18 protein-coding genes are annotated in these 22,154 nt (G+C 70.5%); 7 read left to right on the forward strand and 11 right to left on the reverse strand.

The window, feature by feature from the left end; all coding sequences use genetic code 11:
- The first annotated feature begins 107 nt into the window (after window positions 1-107).
- The 3 genes from ACZ6KY_RS02865 to ACZ6KY_RS02875 are packed head-to-tail and all read left to right on the forward strand — an operon-like array spanning window position 108 to window position 3,071.
- Window positions 108-1,673, forward strand: coding sequence for an MFS transporter (locus tag ACZ6KY_RS02865; protein WP_469308531.1), 1,566 nt, complete (start codon window positions 108-110; stop codon window positions 1,671-1,673).
- 5 nt (window positions 1,674-1,678) lie between these two features.
- Complete coding sequence (locus ACZ6KY_RS02870; protein WP_469308532.1) at window positions 1,679-2,341, forward strand: TetR/AcrR family transcriptional regulator; 663 nt, start codon at window positions 1,679-1,681, stop codon at window positions 2,339-2,341.
- A 4-nt stretch (window positions 2,342-2,345) separates the two neighbouring features.
- Complete coding sequence (locus ACZ6KY_RS02875) at window positions 2,346-3,071, forward strand: Mut7-C RNAse domain-containing protein (protein WP_469308533.1); 726 nt, start codon at window positions 2,346-2,348, stop codon at window positions 3,069-3,071.
- Between the two features lie 42 nt (window positions 3,072-3,113).
- Here the strand turns inward: ACZ6KY_RS02875 and ACZ6KY_RS02880 are convergent, their stop codons facing one another.
- The 6 genes from ACZ6KY_RS02880 to ACZ6KY_RS02905 form a co-directional block, all read right to left on the reverse strand.
- Window positions 3,114-5,378, reverse strand: coding sequence for a galactose oxidase-like domain-containing protein (locus ACZ6KY_RS02880; RefSeq protein WP_469308952.1), 2,265 nt, complete (start codon window positions 5,376-5,378; stop codon window positions 3,114-3,116).
- A 143-nt stretch (window positions 5,379-5,521) separates the two neighbouring features.
- Window positions 5,522-6,727 (reverse strand): glycosyltransferase, encoded by a 1,206-nt coding sequence (locus tag ACZ6KY_RS02885; RefSeq protein ID WP_469308534.1) that lies wholly within the window; start codon window positions 6,725-6,727, stop codon window positions 5,522-5,524.
- The gene (locus ACZ6KY_RS02890; RefSeq protein ID WP_469308535.1) at window positions 6,724-8,388 is read right to left on the reverse strand and encodes an ArnT family glycosyltransferase; all 1,665 of its coding nucleotides are present in this window, start codon (window positions 8,386-8,388) and stop codon (window positions 6,724-6,726) included. Before ACZ6KY_RS02890 ends, ACZ6KY_RS02885 begins: the two co-directional genes overlap by 4 nt.
- Complete coding sequence (locus tag ACZ6KY_RS02895; RefSeq protein ID WP_469308536.1) at window positions 8,385-9,647, reverse strand: glycosyltransferase; 1,263 nt, start codon at window positions 9,645-9,647, stop codon at window positions 8,385-8,387. The genes ACZ6KY_RS02890 and ACZ6KY_RS02895 overlap by 4 nt, the downstream gene beginning before the upstream one ends.
- Before the next feature lie 184 nt (window positions 9,648-9,831).
- The gene (locus ACZ6KY_RS02900) at window positions 9,832-11,868 is read right to left on the reverse strand and encodes a thioredoxin domain-containing protein (RefSeq protein ID WP_469308537.1); all 2,037 of its coding nucleotides are present in this window, start codon (window positions 11,866-11,868) and stop codon (window positions 9,832-9,834) included.
- Window positions 11,849-12,433: an ArsR/SmtB family transcription factor gene (locus ACZ6KY_RS02905; RefSeq protein WP_469308538.1), complete on the reverse strand. Its 585-nt coding sequence runs from the start codon at window positions 12,431-12,433 to the stop codon at window positions 11,849-11,851. The genes ACZ6KY_RS02900 and ACZ6KY_RS02905 overlap by 20 nt, the downstream gene beginning before the upstream one ends.
- A gap of 93 nt (window positions 12,434-12,526) precedes the next feature.
- On the opposite strand from ACZ6KY_RS02905, the gene ACZ6KY_RS02910 reads away from it, so the two are divergent.
- Both ACZ6KY_RS02910 and ACZ6KY_RS02915 read left to right on the forward strand, forming a co-directional pair.
- A complete protein-coding gene (locus ACZ6KY_RS02910; protein ID WP_469308539.1) occupies window positions 12,527-12,991 on the forward strand; it encodes a hypothetical protein in 465 nt (154 codons plus the stop codon).
- A gap of 78 nt (window positions 12,992-13,069) precedes the next feature.
- Window positions 13,070-16,264 (forward strand): tetratricopeptide repeat protein, encoded by a 3,195-nt coding sequence (locus ACZ6KY_RS02915; protein WP_469308540.1) that lies wholly within the window; start codon window positions 13,070-13,072, stop codon window positions 16,262-16,264.
- A gap of 49 nt (window positions 16,265-16,313) precedes the next feature.
- Here the strand turns inward: ACZ6KY_RS02915 and ACZ6KY_RS02920 are convergent, their stop codons facing one another.
- Window positions 16,314-16,592: a hypothetical protein gene (locus tag ACZ6KY_RS02920; RefSeq protein WP_469308541.1), complete on the reverse strand. Its 279-nt coding sequence runs from the start codon at window positions 16,590-16,592 to the stop codon at window positions 16,314-16,316.
- A gap of 1 nt (window position 16,593) precedes the next feature.
- Window positions 16,594-17,475: a mycothiol conjugate amidase Mca gene (mca, locus tag ACZ6KY_RS02925; protein WP_469308542.1), complete on the reverse strand. Its 882-nt coding sequence runs from the start codon at window positions 17,473-17,475 to the stop codon at window positions 16,594-16,596.
- 151 nt (window positions 17,476-17,626) lie between these two features.
- On the opposite strand from mca, the gene ACZ6KY_RS02930 reads away from it, so the two are divergent.
- Both ACZ6KY_RS02930 and greA read left to right on the forward strand, forming a co-directional pair.
- Window positions 17,627-18,028 carry a DUF4307 domain-containing protein gene (locus tag ACZ6KY_RS02930; protein ID WP_469308543.1) on the forward strand — a complete coding sequence of 134 codons (402 nt, stop codon included), beginning with the start codon at window positions 17,627-17,629 and terminating at the stop codon, window positions 18,026-18,028.
- Window positions 18,029-18,239: 211 nt separating this feature from the next.
- Entirely contained in the window at window positions 18,240-18,737 is a 498-nt protein-coding gene (gene greA, locus ACZ6KY_RS02935) for a transcription elongation factor GreA (RefSeq protein WP_469308544.1), read from the forward strand.
- Window positions 18,738-18,839: 102 nt separating this feature from the next.
- On the opposite strand, the gene ACZ6KY_RS02940 is transcribed toward greA, so the two are convergent.
- The 3 genes from ACZ6KY_RS02940 to ilvA form a co-directional block, all read right to left on the reverse strand.
- Window positions 18,840-19,697, reverse strand: coding sequence for an ABC transporter permease (locus ACZ6KY_RS02940; protein WP_469308545.1), 858 nt, complete (start codon window positions 19,695-19,697; stop codon window positions 18,840-18,842).
- Complete coding sequence (locus tag ACZ6KY_RS02945) at window positions 19,694-20,740, reverse strand: ATP-binding cassette domain-containing protein (RefSeq protein ID WP_469308546.1); 1,047 nt, start codon at window positions 20,738-20,740, stop codon at window positions 19,694-19,696. The genes ACZ6KY_RS02940 and ACZ6KY_RS02945 overlap by 4 nt, the downstream gene beginning before the upstream one ends.
- Before the next feature lie 177 nt (window positions 20,741-20,917).
- A complete protein-coding gene (ilvA, locus tag ACZ6KY_RS02950) occupies window positions 20,918-22,147 on the reverse strand; it encodes a threonine ammonia-lyase (protein ID WP_469308547.1) in 1,230 nt (409 codons plus the stop codon).
- Between the last annotated feature and the right edge of the window lie 7 nt (window positions 22,148-22,154).

The raw sequence follows: 22,154 nt of genomic DNA on the forward strand, positions 1-22,154 counted from the left end.
GGCACGCCCTCCCCTGCTCCCCCACGCCCCCGCACCTGTCACCCGCCCGTCAACTGAAAGCCTCACTGGATTGACAGTAGCCACCTTTTGAGAGTTACTCTCATTTCATGGCGACTCTCACGCAAGACGGCACCGTTCGGCGCGACCCCCGCCGCTGGTGGGCCCTCGGGGCCCTGGTCGCGAGCATGCTCGTGCTCGGCTTCGACATGACGATCCTGAACGTGGCGCTGCCGACGATGGCCCGGGACCTCGGCGCGTCCACCGGTCAGCAGCAGTGGATGGCGGACGCGTACGTCGTCGTCTTCGCCTCGCTGATGCTCCCGGCGGGCCTGCTCGGCGACCGCTTCGGACGGCGCCGGATGCTCATCACGGGCCTCGGTGTCTTCCTCGCCGGCTCGCTGGCCGGCTCCCTCGTCGACGACGTCACCTGGGTGATCGCCGCCCGCGCCCTGATGGGTGTCGGCGGCGCGCTGGTGATGCCGCTCGCGCTAGCCGTACTGCCCTCGCTGTTCGGACCCGACGAGCGCACCAAGGCGGTCGGGGCCGTCTCCGCCGCCTCGGCGCTCGGCCTGCCGCTCGGCCCGATCATCGGCGGCTGGCTGCTGAACCACTTCTGGTGGGGCTCGGTCTTCCTGGTCAACGTGCCGATGGCCGCCATCGGCATCACCGCCTGCGTCTTCCTGCTCCCCGAGACCAGCGACCCCGCCTCGCCCAAGGTCGACGCCGTCTCCACCGCGCTCACCGCGGTCGGCCTCAGCGTCCTGGTCTACGCCATCATCGAGGCCCCGGCCCGCGGCTGGGGCGACCCGCTCGTCCTCGGCTGCTTCGCCCTCTCCGTCGTCCTGATCGCGCTGCTCGTCGTCCGCGAACGCCGCAGCCCCCGCCCGATGCTGGATCTGTCCCTGCTCGCCCAGCGCGGCTTCCTGCTCAACACGCTCGCCGCGACGCTCGTCATGTTCGTCCTGTCCGGCCTGATGTTCGTGCTGCCGCAGTACCTCCAGGCGGTGCTCGGCCACGACGCGCTCGCGACCGGGGTGCGGATGCTGCCGATGATGGGCGGGCTGCTGGTCGCCTCCCGGGGCGCGCAGCCTCTGATCACCCGTTTCGGGGCGCGCGCGGTGATCAGCGCGGGTCTCGTCGTCCTCGCCTTCGCCGCGTTCCTCGGCAGTCGTACGAGCGTGGACGACGGGTACGGCGCCACCGCCCTGTGGCTGTCGCTCGCCGGGCTCGGCTTCGGTTTCGCCGTGGTGCCCGCGATGTCCACCGCCCTCGGCGCCCTTCCCCGCGACCGGGCCGGCAGCGGCTCCGGGCTGCTGATGACGGTGCGCCAGGTGGGCGGCGCGATCGGTATCGCCCTGCTCGGTTCCCTGCTGGCGAGCACGTACGCCGACCGCCTCGACACCTCCGCGCTGCCACGCGCCGCCGCGAAGATCGCCGGCGACTCGGTGGTCGGCGCCCACGTGGTCGCCGACCGGCTCGGCGACCCCGCTCTCGCCGCCTCCGCGAACGCCGCGTACATCCACGGCATGGACCTGGTCCTGCTCGTCAGCGGGATCGCCGCGCTGGTCACCGCCCTGCTGGCGGCGGCGCTGCTGCCCAGCCCCCGGCAGCCCGCCCCGGTGCCGGAGGAGGACACCGACATGGTCCCGGCCCCGGCGGATGCCGGACAATAGGAGTCATGGCCGCCACCGCACAGAGTTCCCCTCCCGCCGCGGAGCCCCAGCCGGGGCTCCGCGAGCGGAAGAAGATCAAGACCCGCATCGCGATCCGCGAGGCGACGTACCGGCTGATCGAGGAGCAGGGGTACGACGCGACGACGGTCGAACAGATCGCGGAGGCGGCCGAGGTCTCCCCGTCCACGGTGTTCCGCTACTTCCCGACCAAGGAGGACATCGTCCTCACGGACGAGTACGACCCGCTCCTGGAGCAGGAACTGCGCGAGCGCCCCGCGGACGAGCCGTGGTTCGAGTCCCTGCGCCATGTGCTCAGGAGGGCCGTCAGCGTCGGCAACTCCGAGGACCCCGAGATCTCCCGGCTACGGACACGGCTGATGGCCGAGGTCCCCGCGGTGCGTTCCCGGATGCTGGAGAGCCTGTCCGTCACCGGACGGCTGCTGAGCCGGGCGATCGGGCAACGCTCCGGCCTGGACCCGGACAGCCTGGAGGTCCGGGTCTTCGCGATGTCGCTCATCGGCGGCCTGGTGGAGACCTCCCTGTACTGGGCCGAGACCGGCCAGGGGGACGACCTGGCCGATCTGTTCGAGCGCACCATGAACGTCCTGGAGCACGGTCTGCCGCCGCGAAACCCGGAGGCCCGGGGCACACCCCGCATGACATCCTGACCGCGTGAACGGACCGGAGATCCACATCGAATTCGCCCCCGAACTGGGGCTGTTCGTCCCGCACGGCCGCCGCGCCGGCGTCACCCCCGTCGGCACCGACGGCTCCTCCACCCTCGGCCATGTCGTCGAGTCGCTCGGCGTCCCGCTGACGGAGGTAGGCGCCCTGGTCGTGGACGGGCGCGAGGTGCCCTTCTCGCACATCCCGGCGGCCGACGAGTCCGTGCGGGTCCGCGCGGTCGAACGCCCGCAGCGAATCCCGGGCGCCCCGCTGCGCTTCCTCCTCGACGTGCACCTCGGCACCCTCGCCCGCCGGATGCGGCTGCTCGGCGTCGACACGGCGTACGAGTCCACCGACATCGGCGACCCGGCTCTCGCCGCCCGTTCGGCGGCCGAGCGGCGGGTCCTCCTCAGCCGCGACCGCGGCCTGCTGCGGCGCCGCGAACTGTGGGCGGGCGGCTTCGTCTACAGCACCCAGCCCGACGACCAACTCCGGGACGTCCTCGGCCGGTTCGCGCCCGAGCTGAAACCCTGGACGCGCTGCACCGCGTGCAACGGCCTGCTCCGCACGGCCAGCAAGGAGCAGGTCGCGGACCAGCTGGAGAGCGGCACCGAGCGGTCGTACGACGTCTTCGCCCAGTGCGGTGAGTGCGGGCGCGCCTACTGGAAGGGCGCGCACCACGACCGGCTGGAGACCGTCGTGGAGCGCGCCCTGGCGGAGTTCGGGAGCTGACGGACCGGCGAACGGATCACGTCCGGCGCCGGTCACGTCTTCCTAACGCCTGATCAGATCCTTTGCCCCGCAGGCCAGTCCGTCCCCGCTGGGGTCGAGCCCGAGGGGGTCGTCCTTGCCGTTGATCCTGAGGCGCCCGTAGTCGTTCTTCTTCAGCCAGGCGCAGCGGGAGGCCGTCGTCTTCCTCACCCCGTCCGGGAAGACCGTGGGCACGCAGACGTTGATCGTGCCGTAGTGGCGGTCGCAGCCGGAGATCGTGCTGGACACCTTCTGCGAGGTCCGCTTCCTGCCCGCCCCGGTGACGGTGCCCGCCAGGGAGTCGGCGAAGGAGTGGACGTGCGCCGAGGCGGTGTCGGTGGCGAGCGCGGACGGCCCCTGGAGATGCACCCATTTGGCCACCGAGGGAACGCCGTTGGCGTCGACCGCGAAGAGCATGTACCAGCCGGGCGGCGCCATGTCGGGGTTGCTCGTCACATTGAGGTCGACGTTGTCGCCGTCCACGCTGAGCGGCAGGTCCACGAACCGCTGGTTGGGGTCGGAGGAGTGCGTCACCGCGGCGGGCCGGATCAACTCCGCCTTGACGATGGGCCGGTCGACGGTGATGCGCTGGGTGTCCCCGTACACCCACTCGTCGTCGATCACCGAAGTGATCGTCGGGCGGGTGCCCTTGAGGAGGTAGGGCGGGGTGTAGATGGACACGTCGTGGTTCCAGGTGCCGTTGCCCGGGTTGTCGCCGGTGGCCATCACCCGGCCGTCCGGCAGCAGGAACGCGGAGGAGTGGTAGCCGCGGGCCTCCGGGTCGGCGGCCACCGGGTCGAAGGTCGTGGTCGCGGGGTCGAAGATCGACGCCTCGTAGACGGGGTTGGCGCGGTTGTGCAGTCCGCCGCCCGTCTCCAGGACCTTGCCGTCGGGCAGCAGGACGGCGGAGACGTACATCTTGCCCTGCGCGCCGGTCTCGGCCACCTTGCCGTTGCCGAGGTCCACCGTGCCCTGCGGGATCTGCGGGCCCATCGTGTAGGCCGGGTTGGCGGCCTTGAGGTCGATGACGTCGGTGAGCCGGCCCGCGTCCGGGTTCGAGTCGATGTTGCCGCCGCCGACGGTCAGGACCTTCTGGTCCTGCGCGGGAGGCAGCAGCACGCTCGCGGACTGGTCGCGCTGGTCCTTGTTCTGGAGGCCCGGGACCGCGGTCGTGGTGTTGGCGTCGTAGTCGTAGATCGCCGAGCCGGTGCCGGGGGTTCCGTTGCCGAAGACATGGCTGCCCGAGTAGAAGAGCCGGCCGTCCTGCATCAGGATCATCGACGGGTACAGCCCCCAGAACGACCAGGTCTGGTTGACCTGCCACAGCGGCAGCCACTGCTGCTGGGCGTTCGACCAGCGCTCCGCGGTGACCGAACCCGACGAGTCCTCGCGCAGCCCGCCGAACGAGATGATGTCGCCGTTGCCCAGCTCGGTGGCGGACGGATACCAGTGGCCGTCGTTCAGGTCGTTCGTCCTGCTGTACGTCTCGGTGACCGGGTCGAAGATGTACGAGTCCTTGTACCCCTCGTACCCGTGCCCGCCCGCGACCGGGAACGCCTTGTTGCCGCTCAGCACCAGCACCCGCCCGTCGGCGAGCTGCACGTGCCCGGAGCAGAACATGTCCTTGGGCGTGGGGATCACCTTGTACGAGCCGGTCACCGGGTCGTACACCGCCGACGTGAACGTGCCCGCGTCGAAGTTCTCCTCACTGTTCCCGGAGCCCGCGATCAGGAGCACCTTGCCGTTGTTCAGCACGACGGAGTGCATGGAGCGGACCGGGTTCTGCGTGGGCAGGACCGTCCACTTCCCGTTCGCGCACTCGTCGGCCGTGCCCGTGCAGGTGGCCGGCGGAATGGGGTCGGAGACCTGTTCCATCGTGTAGTCGTCGGTGGTCGCCGAGCCCGTCCCGTACACGGAGACGCCCCAGGTGATGCGGTCGGTGCCCGCCGGGACGGCCGGGGTGCGCACCGTCGCCTGCGTCCAGGCCGCCGCCATGTCCAGGGTCTTGAGGTCGGTCCAGTACTGCCAGCCCGCCGTCGTGTCGTGCCGGAACAGCGTGATGGCCGCGTCGGGGGTCGTCGTCTTGTAGTAGAGCCCGAGGTCGTACTGCTTGCCGGCGGTGACCACCGGCGCGCACGCGGTGGACTCGGTGATCAGCGCCTTGCGGTCGCCGTCGACCCGGCGGGTCACCGTGACCTTCATGGCCTTGGAGCCGGAATGGGCGTCGGTCACGGTCGCGAAGCCGAAGTCGTTGTCGCCCCAGCCGGACTTCTCCCAGCAGGACGGCATGCCGTCCGTACCGGCGGTCTCGAAGCCCGGGTTCGTGACGAGGTTGACGGCGGACGCGGGCTGCGGTGACACGAGCAGCAGCCCGGCGGCGAGGCCCGTCACGGCCAGCAGGGCGGTTCTCCGTCGTGGTCTCACCCGGAATCTCACGTGGTTCTCCTTGCCGTACGGCTCTCACGTCCGCTCTCGCTGCCGCGGCGCGGGAGATAGACCAGCGCTTCGGTCCCGGCGAAGCGCAGAACGAACGTCGTCACCAGGGCCAGTGCCGTGGCGGACAGGACACCCATGCCGAACTGGTGGACGAAGAAAGCGATCAGCGGGATGCGCAGCACCAGATCGGCGTTGGCGAGCAGCGCGAACCGGCCCGTCCGATCCCACCGGCCCCGGTGCTTGCGGCGCTCGCGGAACAGCAGATGCTCGATGAGCAGGAAGTTCCAGGCCACGCCGAGCTGGTTGGCGAGGATCTCCGCCGGTACGTAGTGCAGTCCGGCGGCGGTGAGCGCGTACAGGCCGAGCAGGTTCGGCACGAAGCCGGTGGCTCCGATCAGCCCGAAGACCACCATGCGGGCGACCGGCGAGGCGGTGCGCAGTCCGACGAGGTGGCGCAGGAACCTGAAGCCCTCCTGCGCGCTCGACTTGGACTCGCCCGCGAAGCGGTCCTGGAAGACGAAGGGCACCTCGGTGACCTGGCGGGGGCGGCTGCGTACGGCCAGTTCGAGGAGGATCTTGTAGCCGAGGGGCTGGAGGATGTCGGCGGTGACCGCGCTGCGGCGGATCGCGAAGAAGCCGCTCATCGGGTCGCTGATGCCCCGCAGCTTGCGCGGGAAGAGCGTCTTGGTCAGCCAGGTCGCGCCGCGCGACACGGCGATCCGGTAGCCGCCCGCGAGTCCTTCCCGGCTGCCGCCCTTGATGTAGCGGCTGGCGACCACGAGACCCGCGTTCGCGCGCTCTCCGGACGCGACCAACTCGGGTATCAGGGACGGCGGATGCTGGCAGTCCCCGTCCATCACGACGATCCACTGGGAGCTCGCCGCCTTGAGCCCCTCGACGACCGCGCCGCCGAGGCCGCCCTCGGGCACCTCGCGGTGCAGCAGGGTCACCGGGAACGGGCAGTCCCGGGCGGCCTCGGTGATCACCTCGGGGGTGTCGTCCGTGGAGTCGTCCACGAAGACGACCTCGCAGGGCAGCCGGGCCGGCACCGACTCGGTGATCTGGTGCAGCAACTCCCTTATGTTCGCGGACTCGTTGAAGGTCGGGACGACGATGGTGACGGCACCGGGCTCCGGGACCTCGGCGGCGCGTACCGCCGGGTCGCCCAGTTCGCCGGGGACAGTGCTCTCGAAGCTGCTCATCGACTGCCTCCGGAACGGGCCGTGTTGTTGGTGGTGGTGTCGTCGATCCGCCGGATCTCGATGCGGTCCTCGCCCGTGCCGAAGGTGGCGACGGCCGTGGAGTGCTCGATCGCGGCCTTCACGTTCGGCAGGTCGACCGCGTCGCGCCGTACGGTCGGGGAGGCGACCACGTAGTCGAGGTCCTTCCAGCCGTGCGGCATCGTCTTGGTGACCGCAGGGTCGAGATCGGCCTTGTAGAACCAGATGGCGCCGAGGCCCGGCCGGTAGCCGTCGTGCACGAGGTCGAGCCAGAGCGCGTCGTCGACCAGGACCCGGGTGTCCCGCGGGTCCTTCACCTCGGTCCTCAGCCAGGAAGAGGCCGCCCGGTAGGGGGCGTTGGCGTCGGCGGTCACGGCCGTGTGATCACCGTCGAACCAGCGGGGCACGACATAGGCGCCGGCGGCCACCACCAGCACGGCGGCCAGCCCGCGCCGCCCCCACGTCACATAGGTCCGCTCGTCGTCGGCCCGCCGTCTGCGCAGCACGGCGTGGGCGACGCTCGCGGTGCCTCCGGCGAGGACGAGGGCGAGGAAGGGGAGCGCCTGGATGACGTACATCGCGGGCAGGTAGCCGTTCGGGCGCATGGCCACCAGGGCGAGGATCGCCACGGTGAGCGCGGGTCCGGCCAGGGCACGCGCGGTCACCGACCAGCGGAGGGTGACCAGGAGCAGCAGGGCCCCCGCGAGTCCGCCGAGCGGCAGGACCCGGTCGTAGTAGAGCCAGGAGTGGAGCACCCCGTACGAGCCGGTGCCCCGCTCCAGGATGAACCCGGAGCCGGGGCGGCTCATCTGGTAGGTGATGCCCTGCCAGAGCGAGACGTGTCCGCCGCCCGGGAACAACTCGCCCTTGAGCAGGGCGAAGAGCGGGTACGCGGCGCCGATCAGGACGCACGCCGTGACGGCGCCGGTCAGGGCGAACTTGCGGGTGTCACGGTGGCTGTGCCGCCACATCGTGATGAACAGCGCGGGCAGGATGACGAGCATCGTCTCCTTGGTCAGCACAGCGGTGGCGGCCGCGAGGCCCGCGCCGAAGTGGTGCCACAGATGACGGCTCGGCGACGCGGCCAGGCAGAACGCGAGCAGCGTCCACATCACCGCGATGTTGTCGAGGAAGATCTCCCGCTGGAGCACGACCGAGAGCGGGGAGAGCCCGAAGAGGACCATCGCGAGTCCCGCCGCCCACCGCGGCAGCGACAGCCGGCGCGCGAGGACGTACAGCAGGACCGCGCTCACCGCGCTGACCACGAGCATCGCGCAGCGCATCGACCCGACCGTCATCAGCGACGGTCTGATGTGCGCGGGAATCCAGGTCAGACCGGCTATCTGGATCCAGCCGAGCGGCGGATGGTCGTACCAGTACGTGTAGTGGGCCAGGCCCTTGCCCTGCTGGACGGCCCAGGCCTGGGCGAGATAGGTGCCCTCGTCGTCGCTGAGGGTCGGGTAGGCGGCGATGTTCCAGCCCTGCACGACGAGGATCGCCGCGAGCAGCACCGCGCACAGGATCAGATCGGAGCGCGAGCCGCCAAAACGCGGTACGGGCAGGGACGTCGGGACGATTTTGGGCGTACGAGGCCGCTGCGCGGGGACCGTGGGTGTGGTCGCCGCGGGAAGTGTGGAGGTCACGCAGGAACGTCCTCTCGGATCACGTCGGTGAGATGCGCGCCGACATGACTGGTCAACTCCCAGTCGTTGCGCCCCCGTTGCTCACGCCAGACGGCGCGCACGGCGGCACCCGCGAGCAGCACCTGATAGAAGGGACCGCCGACGACGAGCTTCAGGTAGTGCACGGGCCGAACGCGAAGCCCGTACTGCTTGCCGAAGTCGTGCAGTCCGACGATCTCGAAGACGAAGGTGACCAGGGCGGTCACGGCCGGCAGGAACGTGATGAAGGCGATCCCGACGGGCACGTCGAGGAAGAGTGCGACCGCCACGTTGAGCGGGATGATCACTCCGGAGACCGCCTGGAGATACGGCGTCATCAGCGTGTAGCGGGCGAGCAACCGCTGTCCGAATCCCGGCAGTTGCTTCCAGTCGCGCTTGCGGTAGACCTGAAGGAAGCCCTGGTTCCACCGGGTGCGCTGCTTGAGCAGCGACATCAGGGAGCCGGGCGTCTCCTCCTTGGTCACCATGTCGGAGTCGTACGCGACGACGACCTTCTTGCCGACACTGGACAGCCGGACGCCCAGATCGCAGTCCTCCGCGAGGCAGTCGGGATCCCAGCCGTCGGCTTCCCGCAGGACCTTCGTCCGTACGAAGACGGTGTTGCCGCCGAGCGGGATGAACCCTTTCTGCGCGTGCAGATGAAGGCGCGAGCGGAACCAGAAGAAGTACTCCAGGCAGTTGCGCAGGCTGTACCAGCTGGAGTTGAAGTTGATGAGCTGCACCCCGCCCTGGACGACGTCCGCCCCGGTCGTACGGAACGCGTGGTCGACGTGGGCGAGCAGCTCCGGATGGACCTGGTCCTCGGCGTCGAAGACCCCGACCACATCGCCGCGGCAGTGCGGCAGGGCCGTGTTCATGGCCTTCGGCTTGTTCTTCTTCTCGTGGTGGTCGACGACGACCCGGACGCGCGGATCGCGTGCCTCGGCACTCCGGGCCACCTCGGTGGTCTCCGGGTCGTCGTGCCCCACGATGACGATGATCTCGAAGTCGGCGTGGCTGGATTCCAGCAGCCGCTGGATGGTGTGATCGAGCACGGCCTGCTCGTGCCGCGCGGGCAGCAGCAGCGAGAAGGACAGGCTCTCACCCCCGTCCGGACTGCTGAACCGGGTGGAGGCCAGCACTTCGGGCGTACGCCACGCGTGCATCTGCCACCACAGGGTGAAGGCCGCCATCCAGAAGAGCGCCAGAGAAACGGCAGCGATAAAGACAGACGTGAGCAACAGATCCCCCCAGATCCCCAAAAACCCCCAGTCGCGACAGTGCGTCACACTTGTCGCGTCACCGGGCCGAGACTATGGGCGATCTGTGAAGCTGACAGGTTCTTCCGGTGAAGAGCGTGTTTCGTCCCACTCGGTCGACTTGCTGAACAATCAGCGCTCTAGGGGCGTTTGAACCGGTTGGTAGTCACGCGTTTCGGCCGTTCAGAGCCGTGCGAAGCCGGTCGGGATCGGTCGTCGGGACGTCACACGCGAAGTTACGGCAGACGTACGCGGCCGGCTTGCCGTCCACCAGTGAGCGGCCGGAAAGCAGCGGCAGCTCGTCACTCTCCGGCGTCCCCACCGCCACGACGGCACCCGGCGCGGTACCCAGAAGTGCCGCGTGCCGCAAGGCAGTCGTGGCCGGATCGCTTCCCTCCCCCACCACCGCGACCTCCCGGGGACCATCGAGCAGCGCCTCGGCCACCGCGAGCCCCCAGCCGATGAAACGGGGCGCCCGCGGTCCGAGCGACTTCACCACACCCAACGCCCGTTCGGCGGCGGTGCGATGGGGTTCCGCGCCGGTCTGCGCGGCGTACGACAGCAGCGCTCCGGCCGCCGCGCTCCACCCCGAGGGCGTGGCGTTGTCGGTCGGGTCCTGCGGACGGCGGATCAACCGCTCGGCGTCGGCCGCCGTGTCGTACAGGGCACCCGACTCGTCGTCCGTGAACTGCGCCAGGACATGGTCGAGCAGGAACCCGGCGAACTCCAGCCAGACCCCTTCCCCGGTCACGGACGTCAGCGCGAGGAAGCCCTCGGCGACGTCCGCGTAGTCCTCCAACACCCCCGCGTGGGCGCCGGTTCGGCCGTCCTTGCTGGTGCGGGCCAGCCGCGCCCGGTCGTCCATGTGCAGTCGTACGAGGAGGTCGGCGGCGCCGATGGCGGCCTCCACCAGGTCGGGGCGGTCGAAGTAGGCGCCGGTCTCCGCGAGGGCGGCCACCGCGAGCCCGTTCCAGGCGGCGACCACCTTGTCGTCGCGCCCGGGGGCGGGCCGCCCGGCCCGCGCCGCGAGCAGCCGCGTCCGCACGGAGGCGAGCTTCTCGGCGTCGAACACGCCTTCCTGCTGCGGGAGTTGGAGTACGGACGCCCCCTCCTCGAAGGTGCCCCCCTCGGTGACCCCGAAGTACCGGGCGGCGAGTTCGGCGTCCGCGTCCCCGAGCACCTCACGCAACTGCTCGGGCGTCCACACGTAGTACGCGCCCTCGACGTGCCTGCCGGTGCCGTCGTCGCTGTCGGCGTCGAGCGCCGAGGCGAACCCGCCCTCGTTCGTACGGAGTTCACGCACCAGGAAGTCCGCGGTCTCCAGGGCGACCCGCCGGGCGAGCTCGGACCCGGTGGAACGCCAGAGATGTGCGTAGACCCGGCAGAGGAGCGCGTTGTCGTAGAGCATTTTCTCGAAGTGGGGGATCACCCACTCGCGGTCGACGGAATACCGGGCGAAGCCGCCGCCGAGCTGGTCGTAGAGGCCGCCGCGCGCCATCCGCTCGCAGGTGTCGACGGCCATCTGGAGAGCGCCCTCCGAGCCGGTCCGCGCGTGGTGGCGCAGCAGGAACTCGATGACCATGGACGGCGGGAACTTGGGCGCCCCGCCGAATCCGCCGCGCGCGGCGTCGTAGTCCCGGGTGAGTCCGAGCAGCGCGGCGGCCAGCTCCTCCTCGCCCGGCACCTGGCTGTCCCCGAAGGTCAGCTCCCGCTCGGCGAGATCCCGCGTGATCTTCCCCGCGACCTCGGCGACCTCGTCCCGCCGGTCGGTCCAGGCGCCGGCCACACCCTCCAGCACCTGCCGGAAGGACGCCATGCCGTGGCGGGGCTCGGGCGGGAAGTAGGTGCCGAAGTAGAAGGGCTCGGCGTCCGGCGTGAGGAACACGGTCATCGGCCACCCGCCCTGCCCGGTCGCCGCCTGCACCGCCTCCATGTAGACGGCGTCGACGTCGGGCCGTTCCTCGCGGTCGACCTTGACGCTGACGAAGTGGTCGTTCAGATACGCGGCTGTCGCGTCGTCCTCGAAGGATTCGTGGGCCATGACGTGACACCAGTGACAGCTGCTGTACCCGACACTCAGCAGAACGGGTCGGTTGCTTCTGCGGGCCTCGTCGAAGGCCTCGGCAGACCACGGCCACCAGTCGACGGGGTTGTCGGCGTGCTGGAGCAGATACGGGGACGTCTCATGGGCCAGTCGGTTCACCCTGCCACTCTCCCACGGCGTCCGGGACGGCGTAGAAGCGCAGGTGCACCGGGCGTGCCCCCGCGGGGGCATCTTCACGAGGGTGGCCGTACCGGTCGAGGAGCGCCCGGTACTCACGTACGAAGTCCAGGAGTTCGTTCCTGGTCATCCAGTTGCCGGCGCGCTGGACCTGCGCCCACCCCTCGGGACCCGCGTACTCCTGGTGCGCCCGGAGGTAGAGCCCGGTGTCCATCTCGATCTTCAGCCGCGCCACGCCCTCGGCGGCGGCGCGCTCCTCGGGGGTCATCGTGGCCGGATCGGGCGTGGTGTGGCTGAACGGCAGCGCCCGCCACCAGCGTTCACGGCCGCCCGACTTCTCGGCGATCTCCTCGATGAGGTGCTGCTCCGCCAGCTTGCGCAGGTGGTAGCTGGTCGTACCGGAGCTCTCGCCCAGCTCCGTGGCCAGCACGGTCGAGTTCGCCTCGCCGTGCCGGCCCAGGTAGTCGAGGATGCGGCGGCGCAGCGGATTGCCGAGGGACTTGTACAGGGCGGTGCGTTCGAGGCTGGTCAGCTCGGAAGCGGGCATACGACCACGGTATCCCCGACCCGTCCCCTTCCGCAGAATAAATTCTGCAAAATTTCCTTTGCAGAATTTCCTCTGCGGTCCTATCGTGGAGGCATGCGGATGAATCGTGCTGTCACGCGAAGCAAGTGGGCTCTCGTGCTGCTCGGCGTCGCCGCCATGGCGCTCGTGCCATGGATGGTGCTCCTCGTGCTGACACTCCCGGCGAGCACCGAGGTGCGGAACTGGCAGGTGGCCTGGCTGGGGCTCGACGTGCTGATGGCGGCGGGCTGCGCGGCCACCGCCGTGCTGGGGCTGCGCGGCGACCCGCGCGTCCGGCTGACGGCCTCGGCGACGGCCTCGGTCGCGGTGCTCGACGCCTGGTTCGACATAACCACCGCGCAGCCGGGCGCCCCTCTCCTCCAGGCCCTCGCCTGTGCGGTGGCGGAGGCGGCGCTCGCCTGCGCGTGTGTCTTCGTCGCCCTCTCCAAGGGGCGGGCTCCCAGCGAAAGACGGGACAGGTCCCGTGTCCTGGAGAAGGTGGGCTCCGCGCCGGCCGGCGGACGCGATCCGCGGGATTGATCGACGGCCCTCTCGCGCTCGCGTCCTCCCCGAAGGACACTCATAGGCCAGGGAGTTGCTGCCGGAGGGGGACGTCACATGCGGGACAGCCATCGGGCGGAGGCCGAGCGGCTGTTGGTGCGGGCCGTCGAGGAGGAGGTACGCCGCTCCGGGGGGCGGGTGGACGGGGGTGCGCTGCTGTCACGGACGCGGGCCGCGCTCGACGCGATGGCGGAGACGGCCGCCGAGGAGTACTCGGCGTACACCGGGGCGCTGGACGAGTCGGAGGCGGGACGGCAGAGCTTCGGGCAGCGGTTCGCTCGTGAGGGATCCGGAACTCCCCTGCTGGTGGCGGTCGTCGGCGCCCTCGCGGCCGTCGTCACCGACCTGGCCCTCGGTACCGGCGCGGGCACGGCCGTCGGCACCGGCGCGACGGTGGCCGTGGCGGGCGCGGCGGCGACCGTCCTGAAGGTGACGGCCTCGCACGTGCCGGCCGCGAGCCGCCGGGCCGGAGCGCTGGGGCAGCCCGGCGGCCCCGAGCAGCTGCGTCTGCAATGGCTGACGGCCCTTGAGGTACGGGGCGTCCGCCCGTTCCTCGACCAGCAGCGGGTGCTGAACGCCTCCACCGGCGCGAAGAAGGGTGCGCCCCAGCTGCGGCGCACCGACAAGAGCGCGGCTGCCCGGCGGCGGAGTGTGCTTGAGCAGTCCTTCAGTCAACTGCCGGAGCAGGAGGGTCCGTTCACCGGGCGCCGGACCGAACTGTCGCGGGTCGCGCAGTGGGTGCACGCGGCGCGGGCGAGCACGGAGTCGAAGCCGACGGTCGTGGTGCTGCACGGCGCGCCCGGCTCGGGCCGCAGCACGCTCGCGGTCCGGGTGGCGCACGCCCTCAAGGACCAGTTCCGCGGCGCGTGCGTGGTCGACCTGCGGGGCGACAGCCCGGACGACCCGCCGCTCACCACCCGCGACGCGCTGCTCCACCTGCTGAACCGGCTCGGCGCCCCGCGCGAACAGCTCCTCTTCCGTGAGCGCTCCTCGCAGGACCAGCAGGTCAGACGACTGAGCGAGCTGTATCACCAGCATCTGACGGGCCTGCCCGTGACGATCGTGCTGGACGACGCGAGCGACGCCGAGCAGGTGCGCACCCTGGTCCCCGAGCGCTCGGAGAGCCTGGTCCTGGTCACCGCTCGGGGGCCGCTCGACCTGCCCGCCGACCTCCCCGCCTGGGTGCACCAGGTCCCTGTCGAGGCACTGGACGCGGCGGGCTCCGAGGAACTGCTGACCGCGGCGGCACAGGACGCGTCCGGTCCGTACGACGCCGAATCCACCGACCGGATACGGGAGTTGTGCGGCGGTCTGCCGCTGGCCCTGCGCGTCGCGGGCTCCTCGCTCGGCCCGCGCACCCCGCGCGAACTGGCCACCGACCTCGCGGCCTACGGCCCCGTGGAACCCGTCGAGCGGGTGCTGTGGCTGCGCTACACGGACCAGTCGGACATGGCGCGCCGGCTGCTGCGCCGGCTGGCCCTGGCCGGTCGCGCCTCGCTGGGCGCGGCAGCGGCGGCGTCCCTCCTCGCGACGGACGAGCCCGAGGCCGTCCGTCATCTGACCGCGCTCTCCCGGGCGGGCCTGATCGACCATGTGCGCGGCAGCCGCTATCGCCTGCACGATCTCGTGCGGGCGTTCGCCGCCGCCCGCCTCCTCGACGAGGAGGAACCCTCGGAGCGCACGGCGGCGCAGGATCGCCTGATCGTGAACTACGCGGAGCTCGCCGACTCGGTGATCCGGCTGGTGGACGGCAAGACGTCGACGCGCGCCGACCAGTTCGGGCCGCACGGCTTCACCTCCCTGGACGCCGCGCTCCGCTGGCTGGACGACGAGTCGAGCTTCATCACGGCGACCCTGCGGCAGGCGGAGGGGGTGAACCAGGCGGCGGTGCTCAACCTGCTGGGCGCCCTGTGCGACTACTGCCTGCTGCGCGGCGACCTCTACCGGCTGGGCGAGATCAGCGAGCTGACCCAGGCCGTCGACCAGGGACTCCTCGTCCGATCGGTGCAGTGGCGCACCGGTATCGCGGCCCGCCAGCTGGGCGAGCTGGACAAGGCGCGGACGACCCTGGCGGCGGTCGTGGACCTCTATTTCGAGGCCCATCACGACGCCGGGGCCGCCAGGGCGCTGTGCTCCCTCGGCATCACGCTGCACCACCAGGGCAACCTCATCGAGGCGGCGGCCAAGCTCCAGGAGGCCATGGACCTCCAGGCCTCACCCGAGCTGGCGGCCGACCGTGCCTGGACGATGCACGCGCTGGCGGCGGTGGAGCGCGACAGATCCCGGCTCGCCCAGGCCCTCGGCCTCCTCACCGAAGCCCTCGTCCTGCACGGCGAGAGCGGTTCGGTGCACGGTGAGGCCTGGGCCCACTTCCAGCTCGGCCAGCTGGGCCTGCGGATGGGCGACGTGGCGCGCGCCGAGCGTGAGCTGCGCGAGGCGCTCGATCTGTACGGCCGTACGCGCGACGCCCGTGGCGAGGCCTGGGCGCTCACCCAGCTGGCCCGCGCCCGGCTCGTCGAGGGCGACCCGTCCTCCGCGGTCGACGGGCTGCGCCAGGCGGCCTCCCGGCACCGCGAGAACGAGGACGCGCGCGGCGAGGCCTGGACGGTCTACTACCTGGGCCAGGCCCTGGAGGAGACCGGCGACCTGAACCAGGCGGTGCGCGAGCTGGAGCGCTCCCGGACGATGTTCTCCCGGATGCGGGACGTCTACGGCCTGGCGTGCGCCCGTCACCACTCGGCCCGGGTGACCCGCGACCAGCGCGCCGCGCAGACGGGCTCGCTGCGGAACTCGGGCTTCGCCCGCCAGCTCCTCGTCGACGCCCGCGCCGACTTCCAGCGCATCGGGGTGGCGCACGGCGAGGCCTGGACCTGCCTGGAGCTCGCCGTCGTCGACGCCGGCAACGTCCGTACGCAGCAGGCGCTGACCCTGTGCGAGGAGGCTCTCGGCCTGTTCGCCTCGTACGGCGACCATCGCGGGGAGGACTGGGCCCGCTTTCTGCGCTGCACCCTGCTCCCCTACGCGGCCCCGGGCGGCCACGAGGTGGGCGCGGCCGTGGCCCAGGAGGAGCTGTCGCAGCTCTCGCGAGCCGGCCACCCCACCCGGGACGGCAGGCTCGACGACTTCATCGAGGCGTACCAGCTGCTGCTGGAGCGGGGAGTCGACCTGGACGCCGGCTGGCAGGCCTGGCGCCTGGGCATGGTGCCGGGACGGCACGCCCGCGAGGTGATGGGCGTGACCGTGGTGACGTGAGGGCTGGTGAGGCGCTCCCGCGAGGGCCGGAGCTCCCGCGGGGGCGGGCTCAGCCCTTCGCGGGTGCGGCCTTCCCACCGGAGCCGGTGCCGGACGCCGCCGCACCGGAGGCGGACCGTTCCGCGTCACCGGGGCCCGCCGCCTTGTTCTCGGGGTCCTGCTCGAAGGTGACCTTGCCCATGTGGCGGTTCATGGACTTCATCAGACCCCAGACGGCCAGGGCCATCACCGCGAAGACGATGAAGCCGAGGACGCCGGGGGTGACCTTGTTCTCGTCGACCTCCTTGGCGAGGGGGACGAGGTGCGTCAGTGCCAGGCTTGCGCTCATGTCAGGCATTGTCGCGGATGCCCGCAAAGAGGTCGTCCTCGGGGAGGGATGTATCGACGAGGGACTTCGCGAGCTCGTACTCCTCGGTCGGCCAGACCTCCCGCTGGATGTCCATGGGGACCTTGAACCAGCCGCCGTCGGGGTCGATCTGCGTGGCGTGCGCGATCAGCGCCTTGTCACGGATCTCGAAGAAGTCCGCGCACGGAACGTGCGTGGTCAGCGTGCGCTCGGCGCGCTCGAACTCGCTCCAGCGCTTCAGCCAGTCCCCGTACGGCGACTCCAGTCCGCGGTCCAGGAGCGCGTGGTGCAGCGCCTCGGTGCGCGGGCGGTTGAAGCCCTGGTTGTAGTAGAGCTTCCGCGGCTGGAACGCCGGCCCGAACTCGGACTCCGGGTACTTCTCGGTGTCCGTCGCGCCCTCGAACGCCACCATCGAGATCTTGTGGGTCATGATGTGGTCGGGGTGCGGGTAGCCACCGTTCTCGTCGTACGTGGTGATCACCTGCGGGCGGAACGAGCGGATCTGCCTGACCAGCTCGCCGGCCGCCTTGTCCAGGTCCTCCAGGGCGAAGCAGCCCTCGGGGAGCGGGGGCAGCGGGTCGCCCTCGGGCAGGCCCGAGTCGACGAAGCCCAGCCACTCCTGCTTGACGCCGAGGATCTCGCGGGCCTCGTCCATCTCCTTCTTGCGTACCTCGTGGATGTTCTCCTCGATGTACCTGTCGCCCTGAAGCTTGGGATTGAGGATGGAGCCGCGCTCCCCGCCCGTGCAGGTCACGACCAGCACGTCCACCCCCTCGGACACGTACTTCGCCATGGTGGCCGCGCCCTTGCTCGACTCGTCGTCGGGGTGGGCGTGCACGGCCATCAGTCGCAGCTGGTCAGTCAAGACTCAATCCTCGGTCGGTCGGCTGTCGCCTGAGTAGGTCGGCTGTCGGCGCCCGGCGTGAATCAGCGCTTCGGGCGGCTTCTATAGTGACGGAATCGGGGGGCGAATAATTCCGGGGTCCTCCTCACGGGCCCCAGCCGAGAGGACGATCATGAGTACGGCGAGCGCGCAGCTGCCCGAGGGCCGGTACGGCCGCTCCGCGGACGAGCGTGCCGACCGGACGCTCAAGATCATCGGGAGCGTCCTGGGCGCCGTCCTGTTCGTGCTGGTCGGCTGGTTCGGCTACCACTACATCGCCGGGACCAAGATCAGCGCCCAGGTGATCACCTTCGCGGCGGTCTCGGACAGCGCGGTCGAGGTGCATCTGGAAGTGCACAAGGACTCGGGCACGCACGGCTACTGCACGCTGCGTTCACAGAGCGCCGACGGCCTCGAGGTCGGCCGCGCCGACTTCCGCTTCGACCAGGACTCCTCCCGCCTCGACAAGGTGGTCACCCTGCGTACGACAGCCCGTGGCTCCACGGCGGAACTCCTCGGCTGCCACGCGGGCTGAGCGGCACCGCCGACCCGGAGGCCATGGCGTCGACGCAGACCGGCATCACTCTCAGCAACTGGTAGCTGACCTGCGTTGACGCAATTCTGATGTCTTATGTCCTCCCCTCAGAGCCGCTGAATTGTTAGGCTCGTGGTTTCGCCCACCCGTGAGAGAACATGCTTCAGGGTAGGGCGATGCTTTGTATTCCCAGTACCTACGAGGAGCACCTGTGACCCAGACCAGCGAGAACGTCACCTGGCTGACCCAGGAGGCGTACAACCAGCTCAGGGCCGAGCTGGAGTACCTGTCTGGTCCTGCGCGCACGGAGATCGCCGGCAAGATCGCCGCCGCGCGCGAGGAGGGCGACCTGCGCGAGAACGGCGGGTACCACGCGGCCAAGGAAGAGCAGGGCAAGCAGGAGCTCCGAGTGCGCCAGCTGACCCAGCTCCTGGAGAACGCCAAGGTCGGCGAGGCTCCCGCGGCGGACGGCGTGGTCGCACCGGGCATGGTCGTCACCATCGCCTTCGACGGCGACGAGGACGACACCCTGGACTTCCTGCTCGGCTCGCGCGAGTACGCGAACGCCGCCATCGAGACGTACTCTCCGCAGTCCCCGCTGGGCTCCGGCGTGAACGGCAAGAAGGTCGGCGAGGACGCCCGGTACGAGCTGCCGAACGGCAAGCCCGCCTCGGTGAAGATCCTCAAGGCCGTGCCGTACCAGGGCTGAGACCAGGACCGGCGACGACGACGCCCCCGGCCGCACGCCGGGGGCATCGTCATATCCGCCTCGATGTCCGCGTCGGCGTCGGCGCAGGGGCCGACGCCCGCGTCACGCCGTCGCCGAGCGGTACTTGCGGACCGCGAGCGTCCGGAAGATCAGGACGATCAGGACGGAGTAGATCAGCGAGGCCCGGATCGAGTGCTGCATGGGCCACGCCTGGGACGTCGACACCCCGGGATTGGCGAACAGCACGCGGCACGCCTGCACGGTCGCGCTGAACGGGTTCCAGTCCGCGACATGCTGCAGCCAGGGGGTCATGTTGCTGGTGTCCACGAACGCGTTCGAGATGAACGTGACCGGGAAGAGCCAGATCAGCCCGCCGGAGGTGGCCGCCTCCGGCGTCCGCACGGACAGACCGATGAGCGCGCCGATCCAGGTGAACGCGTACCCCAGCAGGAGCAGCAGCCCGAAGGCCCCGAGGACGCGGAACGCGTTGGTGCTGCCGTTCGAGCCGACCCGCCAGCCGACCATCAGGGCGACGATCGCGAGGACCAGCAGGGTCAGCGCGGTCTGTACGAGGTCGGCCAGGGTGCGGCCGGTGAGCACCGCGCCGCGTGCCATGGGCAGCGAGCGGAAGCGGTCGATGAGGCCCTTGTGCATGTCGTCGGCGATACCCGCGCCGGCGCCCGCGGTGGCGAAGGTGACGGTCTGGGCGAAGATGCCGGCCATCAGGAAGTTGGTGTAGTCGGTGGCGCTGGTGCTGCCGCCGATCTTCATCGACCCGCCGAAGACGTAGGTGAACAGCACCACGAACATGATCGGCTGGATGAGCCCGAAGATGACCATCTCGGGAATCCGGGACATCCGGATCAGATTCCGCTTGGCGATGACCAGGGAATCCCGGATGGACCGGACGACGGGGTTCGAGGGCGCCGCGACCTGCACGGTGTCGCTGACGGCGCTCACTTCGCGGCCTCCTTCTCGCTCTTGTCGGTCCGGGCTGCCTTGCCCTTGTCGGTCCGGGCGTCCGCGGACCCGCCGTTCCCCTCGGCCTTCCCCTCGGCCTCCTCCTCGGCCACGTGCCCGGTGAGGGAGAGGAAGACGTCGTCGAGGGTGGGGCGGCGCAGGCCGATGTCGTCGATCTCGATGCCCCGGGAGTCCAGCTCGCGGATCACCTCCGCGAGGAGCTTCGCGCCGCCGGTGACCGGCACGGTGAGCTTGCGGGTGTGCTCCTCGACCGTGGTCTCGCCCTTGCCGAAGCCGCGCAGCACCTCGGAGGCGGTCGCGATGTGTTCGCGCTCGTGCACGACGACCTCGACGCGCTCGCCGCCGGTCTGCGCCTTGAGCTCGTCGGCGGTGCCGCGGGCGATGACGCGGCCGTGGTCGACCACGCAGATGTCGTGCGCGAGGTGGTCGGCCTCTTCGAGGTACTGGGTGGTCAGCAGCAGCGTCGTACCGCCGGAGACCAGCTGCTTGATGACGTCCCACAGCTGCTGGCGGTTGCGCGGGTCGAGGCCGGTCGTCGGCTCGTCCATGAACATCACCGGGGGCGACACGACCAGGGCCGCGGCCAGGTCGAGGCGGCGGCGCATACCGCCGGAGTACGTCTTCGCGGTGCGGTCGGCGGCGTCGGCGAGGTTGAAATGCTCCAGGAGCTCGGCCGCGCGGGCCTTCGCGGCCTTCGCCCTCATCTGGTAGAGCCGGCCGACCATCTGGAGGTTCTCGCGGCCGGTCAGGTACTCGTCGACCGCCGCGAACTGTCCGGAGAGGCCGACTCTGCGCCGTACCGCGTCGGGGTCCTTGACCACGTCGATGCCCGCGACGACGGCCCTGCCGCTGTCGGGGCGCAGCAGGGTCGTCAGACAGCGGACCGCGGTCGTCTTGCCCGCGCCGTTCGGCCCGAGCAGGCCGAGCACGGTGCCTTCCGGAACATCGAGGTCGACACCGTCCAGAGCCCTTATGTCACCGAAGGTCTTCACCAGGCCTTCGGCGTAGATGGCACCCGGCATGAGAGTTCTCCACGTCGTTGGGGATTTTCTCGGATCTGCACGCGATTCGGACTTGTACGCAACGAGAACAGTTTCCGGCTCGACCCCGACCGGGCGCCGACCCAGACACACACACCGTAACGCGATGTATCGCGTCACTCAATGGATTTTCCCCGAGTGCGACGACCGGCTCCGACCTCAGTCGATGACCGTGTACCCCGCCTCGCGCAGCGCCAGATTCACCTCGGCGCAGTGCTCGTGCCCCTTCGTCTCCAGGTGCAGCTCGACCTCCACCTCCGTGAGCCCGAGCCGCGGATCGGTCCGTACGTGGCTCACGTCCAGGACGTTGGCGTCGGCCACCGACAACACGCCGAGAAGTGTGGCCAGCGCGCCGGGCCGGTCCGTGAGCCGCAGCGTCACCGCCAGATAGCGGCCGCCCGCCGCCATGCCGTGCCGCAGGATGCGCTGCATCAGCAGCGGATCCACGTTCCCGCCCGACAGCAGTGCCACCACCGGGCCCTCGAAGGCGCCGGGAGCGCGCAGCAGCGCCGCCACGGAGCTCGCGCCGGCCGGTTCGACGACCAGCTTGGCGCGCTCCAGGCACAACAGCAGGGCGCTGGACAGATTGTTCTCGGAGACCGTACGGACCTCGTCGACCAGTTCCTCGACGAGGCGGAACGGCACGTCGCCGGGGCGGCCGACCTTGATGCCGTCGGCCATCGTGGCCGGGTTCTCGATGGACACCGGCCGCCCGGCCGCGAGCGAGGGCGGATACGCCGCAGCGCCCTCCGCCTGCACGCCGATGATCCGTACGTCCGGGCGCAGCGACTTCACCGCGACGGCCACGCCCGCCGCCAGCCCGCCGCCGCCGATCCCCAGGACGATCGTGCGCACCTCGGGGCACTGCTCCAGGATCTCCAGACCGACCGTGCCCTGCCCCGCGATGACGTCGGGGTGGTCGAAGGGGTGGATGAACACGGCCCCCGTTCTGCGCGCGTACTCCTGCGCGGCGGCCAGGGTCTCGTCGACCACCTGCCCGTGCAGCCTCACCTCCGCGCCGTATTCACGGGTGGCCGCGACCTTCGGCAGCGGGGCGCCGGTCGGCATGAACACGGTGGACCGCACACCGAGCAGAGAGGACGCGAGCGCGACGCCCTGCGCGTGGTTGCCGGCGCTCGCGGCGACGACACCCGCGGCGCGCTCCTCGGGAAGCAGGCCCGCGATCCGCACGTAGGCGCCGCGCAGCTTGAACGATCCCGTCCGCTGGAGGTTCTCGCACTTGAACTGCACGGGGGCGCCCACCAGCTGGGACAGGTACCTGCTGCCCTCCATCGCGGTCACCCGCGCCACACCCGTGAGCATCTTCTGCGCGCCGCGTACGTCGTCGAGAGTCACGCCGGGAAAGGAGTCAGCCGTGCTGTAGCTCATGACCACC

It is taken from the genome of Streptomyces sp. NPDC042002 (assembly GCF_055588305.1).

What these genes read in the sequence shown, in the direction of transcription:
- ACZ6KY_RS02920 (WP_469308541.1), bottom strand. Translation starts at nt 16,592, where the DNA reads ATGAGCGCAAGCCTGGCACTGACGCACCTCGTCCCCCTCGCCAAGGAG.
- ACZ6KY_RS02865 (WP_469308531.1), top strand. Translation starts at nt 108, where the DNA reads ATGGCGACTCTCACGCAAGACGGCACCGTTCGGCGCGACCCCCGCCGC.
- ACZ6KY_RS02945 (WP_469308546.1), bottom strand. Translation starts at nt 20,740, where the DNA reads ATGCCGGGTGCCATCTACGCCGAAGGCCTGGTGAAGACCTTCGGTGAC.
- ACZ6KY_RS02910 (WP_469308539.1), top strand. Translation starts at nt 12,527, where the DNA reads ATGCGGATGAATCGTGCTGTCACGCGAAGCAAGTGGGCTCTCGTGCTG.
- ACZ6KY_RS02885 (WP_469308534.1), bottom strand. Translation starts at nt 6,727, where the DNA reads ATGAGCAGCTTCGAGAGCACTGTCCCCGGCGAACTGGGCGACCCGGCG.
- ACZ6KY_RS02915 (WP_469308540.1), top strand. Translation starts at nt 13,070, where the DNA reads ATGCGGGACAGCCATCGGGCGGAGGCCGAGCGGCTGTTGGTGCGGGCC.
- ACZ6KY_RS02930 (WP_469308543.1), top strand. Translation starts at nt 17,627, where the DNA reads ATGAGTACGGCGAGCGCGCAGCTGCCCGAGGGCCGGTACGGCCGCTCC.
- ACZ6KY_RS02880 (WP_469308952.1), bottom strand. Translation starts at nt 5,378, where the DNA reads ATGCCGTCCTGCTGGGAGAAGTCCGGCTGGGGCGACAACGACTTCGGC.
- ilvA (WP_469308547.1), bottom strand. Translation starts at nt 22,147, where the DNA reads ATGAGCTACAGCACGGCTGACTCCTTTCCCGGCGTGACTCTCGACGAC.
- ACZ6KY_RS02905 (WP_469308538.1), bottom strand. Translation starts at nt 12,433, where the DNA reads ATGCCCGCTTCCGAGCTGACCAGCCTCGAACGCACCGCCCTGTACAAG.
- ACZ6KY_RS02870 (WP_469308532.1), top strand. Translation starts at nt 1,679, where the DNA reads ATGGCCGCCACCGCACAGAGTTCCCCTCCCGCCGCGGAGCCCCAGCCG.